The organism is Streptomyces sp. 8L (genome assembly GCF_020176795.1).
Taxonomy (GTDB): Bacteria; Actinomycetota; Actinomycetes; order Streptomycetales; family Streptomycetaceae; genus Streptomyces.
This window is the reverse complement of the sequence record NZ_JAIUKE010000456.1, coordinates 1-9,797: the sequence shown is the minus strand read 5'-3', so window position 1 is coordinate 9,797 and position 9,797 is coordinate 1. Positions and strand designations below refer to the sequence as shown.

The window sequence follows — 9,797 nt, the reverse complement described above, 5'->3', positions numbered from 1 at the left end:
TCCGCGCACCACCCTCACCCCGTCCTTCGCCCTGAAGGACGGCAGGCCCTGGCTCGCGTTCGGCACCCCGGGCGGCGACTTCCAGGACCAGTGGACGTTGCACTTCTTCCTGAACGTCGTACACGGCGGGATGAACCTCCAGGAGGCCATCGACTTCCCGGAGTTCCACACCACCCACATGCCGAACTCGTTCTACCCCCGCGACGCCCACCCCGGCCACATCCTGCTGGAGGACCGGCACGACCCGGCCGTCGTCGCCGAGCTGCGCAGGCGCGGCCACCTCGCGGCGACCGGCGAGAGCTGGTCGCTGGGGCACGTCAGCGCGATCGCCCGCGAGGACGGCTGGCTCAAGGCCGCGGCCAACCCCCGCGGCATGCAGGGCTACGCGGTGGGAAGATGACAGCACGATGATCACAGCCGAATACACACTGCCGGGCGTCCACGTCCGGGACCACGCAAGCGACGTCCCCCTCGACTGGGCGGACCCCGGCAAAGCCACCATCCAGGTCTTCGCCAGAGAACTGGTCGACCCCGAGCGCCGAGGGGAGGACCTGCCGTTCCTGACGTACCTCCAGGGCGGCCCCGGTGGCAAGTCGCCCCGGCCGACCGCCAGGAGCGGCTGGATCGCCGAGGCCCTGAAGACCCACCGGGTGGTCCTGCTCGACCAGCGCGGCACCGGCCGCAGCACCCCCGTCGACGGCGCTGTCATGACCGCGCTCGGCGGGGCAGAGGCGGGCGCCGCGCACCTCGCGCACTTCCTCGCGGACTCCGTCGTCGCCGACGCCGAGCACCTGCGGAAGACGGAGTTCGGCGGCCGGCCCTGGACCACGCTCGGCCAGAGCTACGGCGGCTTCCTCACGCTCGCCTACCTGTCGAGGGCGCCCGAGGGACTGCATGCCTGCCTGGTGACCGGCGGCCTCGCGTCCGTGACCCCGGACGCGTCCGAGGTGTACCGGCACACGTATCCGCGGGTCGAGGAGAAGAACCGGCTCTTCCGGGAGCGCTACCCGCAGGACGTGGAGGTGGTCGCGCGGGTCGCCGACCGCCTCGCGCAGGGCGATGTGACACTGCCGGACGGCGACGTCCTGACCGTACGCCGGCTCCAGACGCTCGGCCTGGACTTCGGGATGAAGCCCGGGTACGAGCGCATGCACTGGCTGTTCGACGAGGCGTTCCCCGAGGGCGGCGGCCCGGGCCGGGGAGACCGGCTGACGGACACCTTCCTCGCCGGGGTCAGGGACCGCACGGCCTTCGACACCAACCCGCTGTTCGCGGCGCTCCAGGAGTCGATCTACGCGAGCGGCGCGAACGGGCCCACCGCGTGGGCCGCGGACCGGGAGCGGGCCGCCCGCCCGCAGTTCGGCGAGGACGCGAGGCCCCTGCTGTTCACCGGGGAGATGATGTACCCCTGGATGTTCGAGGAGATCAGGGCGCTGCGGCCGTTCCGGCCCGCCGTCGAACTGCTCGCCGCGCGCGAGGAGTGGCCCGTCCTGTACGACCTGGACCAACTGGCGGCGAACGAGGTCCCGGTGGAGGCGGCGGTCTACTTCGACGACATGTACGTCGACCCGGGGCTCCAGCTGGAGACGGTGTCGCGGGTCGGCAACGCGCACGCCTGGGTCACCAACGAGTACGAGCACGACGGACTCCACGAGGGCGACCACGTCTTCACCCGGCTGACGGGCCTGCTCAAGGACAGGGGCTGCTTCGGCGGCGCCTGAACGGCACGGCCGCCGCCCGGGGTCCCGCACCCCCGGGCGACGGCCCCCGCGCCGTGCGGCTCAGCGCCCCCCGTCCGAACGCCTCCGGTGCAGGGAGAACTTCTCGAACACCGACAGGTCGCCGTTCGGCTTGTTCACGTTGTAGTACGTGACGTGCATCGTGGTGGTGTCGCCCGGGTGGCGGCCAGGATCGACGGTGAACGCCGCGAAGCCGTAAGGGTGCTCGACGTCCCGGCTGCCCATCCAGACGGCCTGTTCCTTGACGTAGGTCGGGGTGCGCTTGCCGTTCGCCCCGGCCGTGGCGGAGACCTCGGTCAACACCTTCGCCGTCCCGTCCTTGAAGAACGACTGGTTCGTCGTGCCGGACACACCGCCGCCGCCGAGCACCATGTGCACCGTGCCGTGTGTCGTGTCGATCGAATCCGTCCGCCGCGAGGCCGGGTTCGGTGTGAGCGTCTCGCTGCCCGCGACCACACCGCGCACCGCGAGCGACCGCTCGTAGTTGTGCTCGTGTCCGCAGACCACCAGGTCCACGCCGTACTTGTCGAACAGCGGGCCGTACGCCTGCCGCAGGCCGAGGTCGGCGCCGTTGGCGTCGGAGGAGCTGACCATCACCTGGTGCATCGCGACGACGATCCAGTCGATGTCACGCGACGCCCTGGCCGCCTTCAGCTCCTTCTCCAGAAAGGCCAACTGGCGTCCGCCGGAGTACCCGTGGACGTAGACGTCACCGCCGTCCTGGAGGGCGAGGTCGTCGTTCTGGAGCACGATGACGCGGACCGCGCCCGCCGTGAAGGCGTACCAGAGGTTCCTCAGCTCGGCGTCCGTCTCGGTCGACGGAAGGTCGAAGTAGGTCTGGTACGCGCCCAGCCCGATGGGACCGTTGTCGGCCTCGATCTCATGGTTGCCCGCCGCCGGCATCCACGGCCTGAACCGGGCCGAACGGGTGTTGTTCGTGAAGAAGTTGTTCCAGGTACGGACCCGGTCGACGTCCAGGTTCGCGTAGCACAGGTCGCCGTTGAGCAGGTGGAAGAGCGGCGCGACCTGCTCGATGCCCACGACGATGTCCTTCGTCGCGGGCGTCGAGTTGGCGTCCAGCGCCACCGTGCCGTCGGCGGCCCACGTCACCTGCGGCGCCGACTGGTCGCCGAAGCTCGTGAAGGTCAGCGGTGCCCGGCCGCGCGGGGCGGTCTTGAACATGCCGCTGTCGGGGGCCGCGCCGTCGTGCGAGACCAGGTACACGTAGTCCGTGCCCGGGGCCAGCCGCTTCAGCTCCGCGTGGTGCACGTGGACCGTACGGCCCGACTTACCGTCCTGGTAGGTGCGCGTGGACGCCTCCGCACTCGACCCGAGGCCGTGCTCCAGAGTGCCGAACAGGACACGAGGCCGCTTCACCGCGCCGTCGGTGATCCACGAGACGTTCATCTGCGTGCTCGGCTCGGGGCCGAACGTCAGGTGCAGGCCCTGGACGGGGGACGCGCCACCGGAGTCGGGCGACGGGTGGAACGCCGGCGAGGCGGATGGCCCTGCGGCGGCTGCGGGAGTCGCGCCCAGCAGCGGTACCGCCGCGGCGCCCGCGCCCGCCGTGCCGAGCAGGCCCATGGCGTGCCGCCGGGACAGACCGCCCCCGGACGCGTCCGCGCCCTGCCCGTCCACACCGTTCGCTGTGTCCATGTGCGTCCCCTCCCGGGTGCTTGGTGAACGGGGGCAAGAGTGCCGCACCACCGCGACCGGACGGTGAACGGCAGCTTTCCCCGGTACGACGGGACATGGCCCAGGGGCGGGCGCCCGAAGGCGCGCCACGGCCGCCGCCGGGCCGCTTCGGACGGGGCGGTGCCGACCGGTGTCCGGGCGCGCCCGGACACCCGGAGCGGAACGTTGGTCCACAGGAGTGAGGGCGAATCGTTCATGCGGGTTCCATGGTCACTGTCCGCGATAGAAAGAGCCCGTTCTGTTGATCACCTGATGGGCTCCCGCCATGCTGAAGGCAGCACTTCCGTTCGCCGTCGCCACCACTCTCGCCGTCGCCTCACTGGCCGTCACCGCCCCGGCGGACGCGGCCGGACACCGGGCCACCGCCACGGCGGCCCCCGCGCCGGACACCGCGCCCTGCGGACCGGTCGAGCCTTTCCGCGCCTCGGACTGGTGGAGCACCACCACCGCACCCGCCATCGCGCCGGCCGTCCAGCGGGCCGCGGTGGACGAGAACTGGCAGTGGCGCGACGACACCAACACGCTGTGGCGCGGCGACACCCGGGAGAACGTGGAGCAGATCTTCCAGGACGGCTTCACCCCGCGGGGGGACACGCTGGCGCCGCTGGCCGAGTACATCGTCAAGGGCGGCGGCCAGAACACCGCCCATCTCAGCACCAGTTGCGAGAAGTGGGTGGCGGAGAAGTTCGCCACCTACGGGGCGGCGAAGACCGGATGGGTCTACGACATCGAGGCTCCCGGCGGGATCGACGTGAACGCCACCGCCCATCTCGACGGCTACGAGTCCCCCTACCTGTGGAACAAGGAGATCGACTTCCCGGGCGGGATCGTCGGCAGCGACATCAGGAGCGCCTGCAAGTACCACCTGCTGCGGACCGACCCGGACACCAAGGTCAACACCTACGAGAACCTGGGCTGCCGCATCAACCACCAGTTCGTGCCGCCGCTCGTCGGCGCACACTGAGGCCGCGCGCCCGGCCGGCCGGGAAGGGTGGCCGGCCGGGCACGGTCACGCGCCGCGGGCGGGCAGCCGCATCGCGCGGCCCGCGGCGGCGCTACAGGACGAACCCGTGCGGGAAAGGGTCCTGCGGGTCGAGCAGGTACGTGGCCGTCCCGGTGATCCACGCCCGGCCGGAGAACTCCGGGACCACGGCCGGCAGCCCGGCCACCTCTGTCTCGGCCAGCAGCCGCCCGGTGAACCGGGTCCCGATGAACGACTCGTTGACGAACTCGTCGCCCAGCGCCAGCTCCCCGCGCGCGTGCAACTGCGCCATGCGCGCCGAGGTTCCCGTACCGCAGGGGGAGCGGTCGAACCAGCCCGGCTGGATGGCCATGGCGTTGCGCGAGTGCCTCGCGTCCGACCCGGGCGCCAGGAACTGCACGTGCTTGCAGCCCCGGATCGCCGGATCGGCCGGATGCACCGGCGCGTTACGGGCGTTGACGGCGTCGGAGATGGCGAGGCCCGCCGCGAGGATCTCGTCCTTGCGCGCCCGGTCGAAGGGCAGCCCGATCGAGGCCAGGTCGACGACGGCGTAGAAGTTCCCGCCGTACGCCATGTCGTAGCGCACCTCACCGAGCCCCGGCACGTCGACCGAGGCGTCCAGCTCCAGCGCGAAGGCGTCGACATTGCGCAGGGTGACCCGCTCCGCGACCCCGTCCCGTACCGCGACGCGCGCCTCGACGAGCCCGGCGGGGGTGTCGAGGCGTACGACGGTCTCCGGCTCGGCCACCGGCACCATGCCGGTCTCCACCAGGACCGTCGCCACCCCGATCGTGCCGTGCCCGCACATCGGAAGGAAACCGCTGACCTCGATGTACAGCACGCCCCAGTCGGCGTCGTCCCGCAGCGGCGGCTGGAGGATCGCGCCGCTCATCGCGGAGTGCCCGCGCGGCTCGTCCACCAGGAAGCGGCGCAGCTCGTCCAGGTGCTCGATGGCGTGCACGCGCCGCTCGGCCATGGTGGCGCCCGGGATCGGCGGCACCCCGCCCGTGACGACCCGCGTCGGCATGCCCTCGGTGTGCGAGTCGACGGCGCTGAGGGCGCGGACGCTGCGCATCAGGCCCGCTGCCCGTCGGCGCCGAGCGCGGCCAGCGCGTCGATGGCGCGCCGCATGTCGGCGGTGACCTGCTCACGGAACGCGGGCACCAGCGGACCGCGCGGCGGGCGGCAGGGGCCGCCGAAGCGTCCCACCATCTCCATGCCGAGCTTGATGGCCTGGACGAACTCGGTGCGCGAGTCCCAGCGGAACGCCGCCACGAGAGGCTCGTACAGTGCGCGCGCCTCCTCCAGTTTGCCGGACCGCGCGAGCTGGAACAGGCGGGCGGACTCGGCGGGGAAGACGTTCGGGAAGCCGGCGAACCAGCCGGTGGCGCCCATCAGCAGGCTCTCCAGTACGACATCGTCCGCGCCGCTGATCACATCGAGGCCGGGGGCCTGCTCCTTGATCTCCAGCACGCGCCGCACGTCGCCGGAGAACTCCTTGACCGCCACCACGTTGTCGATCGCGGCGATCTCGGAGAGCAGGGCGGGCGTGAGGTCGACCTTGGTGTCGAAGGGGTTGTTGTAGACCATCACGGGCAGGCCGACGGCGGCGACGGCCTCGAAGTGCGCCACGACCTCACCGGGGTTGGCCCGGTACAGGGTGGGCGGCAGGCACAGCACGCCGTCGGCGCCGTCCTCGGCGGCGGCCTCGGCCCACTGCGCCGCCTGGTGCGAACCGACGCCGTGCACACCGACGACGACCTTGCCGCGGCCTGCGACGGCGGCGATCGCCGCCCTCGCCACGGCGCGGCGCTCGTCGTCCGTGAGCGACGAGTACTCGCCGAGCGAGCCGTTGGGCCCGACGCCGTCGCAGCCGTTGTCGACGAGCCAGGCGCAGTGCTCGGCGTAGCGGTCGAGGTCGACGGCGAGGCCCGCGGGCGCCGCGGCGTCCTCCCGGTAGGGCAGGGCGGTGGCCACGACGACGCCGTTGAGTGCGCCGTCAAGGGACGTGGGGCTCATGGGATGTGACTCCTTCGGGACGAACGGCACGGTGATGAAGTGGGGGAGACGGGTGAAGTGGGTGAGGCTGAGGTCGGTGGGGATGAGGCCGGTGAGACAGGCGAGGCTGAGGTTGGTGAGGTGAGCGGGGTGGGAGAAGCGGTCGGTCCCCCGCAGCGGTCCAGAACCGGTCAGGGCCGGCCGGGGCGGCGCCCGCCACTCCTGCCGGGCGGGAGCGGTGTCATCCGTCGTCCCCCCGCGCGGGGGCGGCCAGTTCGCCGAGGCGGACCGGTTCGGCCACCGGCCTGCGGTGCGGCGCCGCGAGGTCGGCGTCCGGTGCCCCGAGACGGGCACGCAGCTCCGCGACCGTGACCCCGCACATGCGGCCCTGGCACGGCCCGAGGCCCGCGCGGGTGCCGAGCTTCGCGACCCGCGCCTCCGCCGTCGCCGGATCGTCCGCCGCCGCGCACACCGACGCGTAGTCGGTCTCCTCGCACCGGCACACCACGGTGTCGTCCCGCAGCCAGCCGGGCCATTCCCGGCCGATCGGATGTGCCGCCGCGAGCCGTTCGGCGAAGGCCCGCCCCTGGTCACGGCTGCGCCGCAGAGCGGACAGCGGCCGGGCCGACGGGTCGCCGCCCGCCGCGTGCCAGCCCGCCACCGCGCCCTCCGCGCGCGCCGCGGGCGCTCCGGCGATCCCGGTGACCTCGCCCGCCGCGTACACCCCGGGGCTGCTGGTCCGCTGGACGTCGTCGACCCGCGCGAACACCCCGTCCGGCGTCTGTCCCCGGAGCGCGCAGCCCGCCGCGACCAGCAGTTCGAGGCGCGGTGTGAAACCGTGTCCGACGCACAGCGCGTCCACCGCGGTGACCCGCTCACTGCCACCGACGAGGGACCAGTCGGCCCGCACCCGCGCGCTCACGACCTCCTCGACCCGCCCGTCGCCGCGCGCCTCGACCACCGTCCTGCCCAGCAGGTACGGCACGCGGGCCCGCGCCAACGCCGCCGTGTACGAGGCGAGTTCGCCGGTCTTGCCCGCCTGGGCCGCCAGCTCCCAGGGCCTGCGCAGCCAGCCGCGCGCGACCCGCGGACCCCGGCCCGCCTCCAGCACTCCCGCCACCCGGGCGCCCGCCTCCAGCAGCGACACCGCCACCGGCAGCAGGAAGGGGCCCGTGCCCGCCACGGCGACCCGCTCGCCCACCGCCACCCGCTCGCCCTTGGCGAGGGCCTGTGCCGCACCCGCCGTGAACACGCCCGGCAACTCCCAGCCGGGAAAGGGCAGTACGCGATCGTGCGCGCCCGGCGCGAGGACCAGTGCGTCCGGGGTGAGGACGCTCCTGCGGCCCGGCGAGCCCTCGCCCCGTACATGCACGAGCGGTGCGCTTCCGAGGTCGTCCCGCTCGATCGCCCACACCGAGGTTTCGGACAGCCAGGTGCAGTGCGCGTTCCCCAGCACCCGCCGCACGCGCCGCTCGAACGCGGCGTAACCGTGGTGCAGTACCTCGGGGTTGGCCGCCTCGTACGCGTCAGGCAGCATCCGGTGGTACTGGCCGCCCGGCTGCTCTGCCGAGTCGACCAGGGTGACCCGCGCCCCGGCCGCCAGCGCGGCGTCCGCCGCCGCGAGACCCGCAGGGCCCGCGCCCACGACGACCACATGACGGCGGCTCACGACCGTCCCTCCCGAGTCTCCCGCGCCCCGCGCACGTCCCCCGCCTCGCGGGACTGCGTGGCGACCGTGTCGCCGTCGGCGGCGCGCCGCCTGCACGCCCGTACGTCCCGCTCGCCGTTGACGGTCACCAGGCAGTCGAAACACACCCCGATCCCGCAGAACACACCGCGCGGCGCACAGGAAGGACCCGCCCGCCACGCGCGGCGCCCCGAGGCGAGCAGCAGGCCCGCGATCGTCTGCCCCGCGATCCCCGGCACGCTCTCGCCGTCGACGGTGACCGTCAGCGGGCGCTCCGTACGGCGGACCGGGTCCGACCCGGCGGGTACGAGCCTCGGACTCATGCTTCCTCCTCCTCGCCGCGTTCCTCGGACGCCGCCGTTCCGGCCGCCGTGGTCCTGGACGCCGCCGTCCCGGTCGCCTCGTGCGGCTCGCCGAGCACGGCGGGCCGGTCCACCCGGAAGGGCGCCGGGTCGATCTCCGGCTCCCCGCCGTCCAGCATCGTCCGCACCAGCCGAGCCGTGCCCACCGAGAGCCCGATGCCCGCGCCCTCGTGACCGCTCGCGTGCCACAGACCCGCGAGCCGGTGATCGGGGCCGATCACCGGCAGATGGTCCGGCACGTACGGGCGGAAGCCGCCGTACGCGCGCATCACCGGCACCCCAGCGAGGGACGGGAACAGCTTCAGCGCCTTCGCCGCGATCGCCGACAGCACCTCCGGGCGTGTCCTGTCGTCGAAGCCGACGCGCCGTCGCGACGATCCGAGCAGGACACTGCCCGCGAGGGTGGCCTCCACGACCGCGGACGTCTGGAGATCGCCGGCGCCGCTGCCGACGGCGCCCACGTAGTCGGCGTCGTACACCTTGTGGAACACCGTAGGCGGCAGCGGCGTCGTCACCAGCACTTCACCGCGCCGGGGCCGGATGTCCACGGGGGCGCCGAGCCGCTCGGCCAGAGTGCCTGACCAGGGGCCCGCCGCGTTGACGAACACGTCCGCCGCCAGCGGCCCGTGCGAGGTGCGCACCGCCGTGAGCCGGCCGCCGCGTACGACACCGCCGAGCACCTCGCGGCCGGTGCGCAGGGTCGCACCGGCCGCGAGGGCGTCCGAGAGGAGGGCCGAGGCCGCTCCGGCCGGCTGCACCTGAGCGTCCTGCGGATAGGACACGGCCGCCGTGTGGTCGCGGGTGACGTATGGCTCCGCGGCGCGCAGGGCGTCCGCGTCGAGCGCCTCCGCCCGGACCCCGGCGGCGCGCTGGGCCTCGGCGAACGGGCGCAGTCCCGCGGCACCCGCCTCCGTGGTCGCCACCACGATGCCGCCCTTGGGCTGCCATTCGACCTGTGCGGCGCGGTCCCCGAGCTCCGCGAGGATCTCGGGCCACAGTCGCCTCGACCACTGTGCGAGCGCGAGCTCGGGGCCGGGGCCCTTGTCGGAGAGCAGGATGTTGCCCTCGCCGTGGGAGGTCGTCGCCGCGGCGGCGCCGCCCCGGTCGACCACCAGGACGTCGTAACCCGCCAGGGCGAGTTCACGGGCACAGGCGGAACCGACGATCCCGGCGCCGAGAACGACCACGCGCGTTCGGTCCACCCGTCCTCCTCGTTCTGTATAGCGAACGCCTTGAGATTAGGTTGCCCGGAAGGGGGTGTCAACGGGCGCCCGCGGGGCGCGCGTCGGGCCACCGCGGCGAACGGTCGGCGGCGGGGTGGTGCCGCAGGGGGC

Annotated in this window: 9 protein-coding genes; 3 read left to right on the top strand and 6 right to left on the bottom strand. The window is 73.4% G+C overall.

What is annotated here, in order from left to right:
* Both LCE31_RS30885 and LCE31_RS30880 read left to right on the top strand, forming a co-directional pair.
* Positions 1-400: gamma-glutamyltransferase (locus LCE31_RS30885; RefSeq protein WP_225020193.1), on the top strand; the 400-nt coding region annotated here is incomplete at its 5' end.
* 7 nt (positions 401-407) lie between these two features.
* Entirely contained in the window at positions 408-1,721 is a 1,314-nt protein-coding gene (locus LCE31_RS30880; RefSeq protein ID WP_225020191.1) for an alpha/beta fold hydrolase, read from the top strand.
* A 60-nt stretch (positions 1,722-1,781) separates the two neighbouring features.
* Here the strand turns inward: LCE31_RS30880 and LCE31_RS30875 are convergent, their stop codons facing one another.
* Positions 1,782-3,395: a purple acid phosphatase family protein gene (locus LCE31_RS30875; protein ID WP_225020189.1), complete on the bottom strand. Its 1,614-nt coding sequence runs from the start codon at positions 3,393-3,395 to the stop codon at positions 1,782-1,784.
* Between the two features lie 304 nt (positions 3,396-3,699).
* Between LCE31_RS30875 and LCE31_RS30870 the strand changes: the two genes are divergently transcribed.
* A complete protein-coding gene (locus LCE31_RS30870) occupies positions 3,700-4,398 on the top strand; it encodes a scabin-related ADP-ribosyltransferase (protein WP_225020188.1) in 699 nt (232 codons plus the stop codon).
* A 91-nt stretch (positions 4,399-4,489) separates the two neighbouring features.
* Here the strand turns inward: LCE31_RS30870 and LCE31_RS30865 are convergent, their stop codons facing one another.
* The 5 genes from LCE31_RS30865 to LCE31_RS30845 form a co-directional block, all read right to left on the bottom strand.
* A complete protein-coding gene (locus LCE31_RS30865) occupies positions 4,490-5,491 on the bottom strand; it encodes a proline racemase family protein (RefSeq protein WP_225020186.1) in 1,002 nt (333 codons plus the stop codon).
* Positions 5,491-6,435 carry a dihydrodipicolinate synthase family protein gene (locus tag LCE31_RS30860; protein ID WP_225020184.1) on the bottom strand — a complete coding sequence of 315 codons (945 nt, stop codon included), beginning with the start codon at positions 6,433-6,435 and terminating at the stop codon, positions 5,491-5,493. Before LCE31_RS30860 ends, LCE31_RS30865 begins: the two co-directional genes overlap by 1 nt.
* A 220-nt stretch (positions 6,436-6,655) precedes the next feature.
* Positions 6,656-8,083 carry an FAD-dependent oxidoreductase gene (locus LCE31_RS30855; protein WP_225020183.1) on the bottom strand — a complete coding sequence of 476 codons (1,428 nt, stop codon included), beginning with the start codon at positions 8,081-8,083 and terminating at the stop codon, positions 6,656-6,658.
* Positions 8,080-8,424 carry a (2Fe-2S)-binding protein gene (locus LCE31_RS30850; RefSeq protein ID WP_225020181.1) on the bottom strand — a complete coding sequence of 115 codons (345 nt, stop codon included), beginning with the start codon at positions 8,422-8,424 and terminating at the stop codon, positions 8,080-8,082. Before LCE31_RS30850 ends, LCE31_RS30855 begins: the two co-directional genes overlap by 4 nt.
* The gene (locus tag LCE31_RS30845) at positions 8,421-9,665 is read right to left on the bottom strand and encodes an NAD(P)/FAD-dependent oxidoreductase (protein WP_225020179.1); all 1,245 of its coding nucleotides are present in this window, start codon (positions 9,663-9,665) and stop codon (positions 8,421-8,423) included. The genes LCE31_RS30850 and LCE31_RS30845 overlap by 4 nt, the downstream gene beginning before the upstream one ends.
* Positions 9,666-9,797 lie beyond the last annotated feature (132 nt).